The organism is Legionella lytica, assembly GCF_044626755.1.
Lineage (GTDB): Bacteria > Pseudomonadota > Gammaproteobacteria > Legionellales > Legionellaceae > Legionella > Legionella lytica_A.
The window spans coordinates 1-378 of sequence record NZ_JBGORX010000035.1; the positions used below are offsets into that span (position 1 = coordinate 1).

Below are 378 nucleotides of genomic sequence, written 5' to 3' on the forward strand. Positions count from 1 at the left end.
GTACCACCAGCAACAGGTCCAGTATTCGGAGTAACACCACTGATGCTTGGCGTAGTCGCAACGTAAGTATAACCATTGATTAACGTGGCACTCCCTACCCCATTATTCACCACCACGTTCTTCACTAAAGAACCACTAACATATGCGGGAGTTACTGCAGTCAACGTCGTAGCATTAACCACCGTTATACTGGTTGCCGCAATACCATCAATCGTTAAGCTAGTACTTGGCGTAAAGTTGGTACCACTCACAGTCACCGCTGCTCCCCCCGCCATAGAACCACTATTAGGACTAATGCTGACAAGGGTTGGTGCTGCAGGCTGATAGGTGAAGCCGCCACTTAATACCGCATTAGAGACACCATTATTGACCACCACA

At 48.4% G+C, this 378-nt stretch carries 1 protein-coding gene; it reads right to left on the minus strand.

The window, feature by feature from the left end:
* The coding region (locus ACD661_RS16965) for an IPT/TIG domain-containing protein (protein ID WP_400189013.1) at positions 1–378 on the minus strand (378 nt) is incomplete at both ends.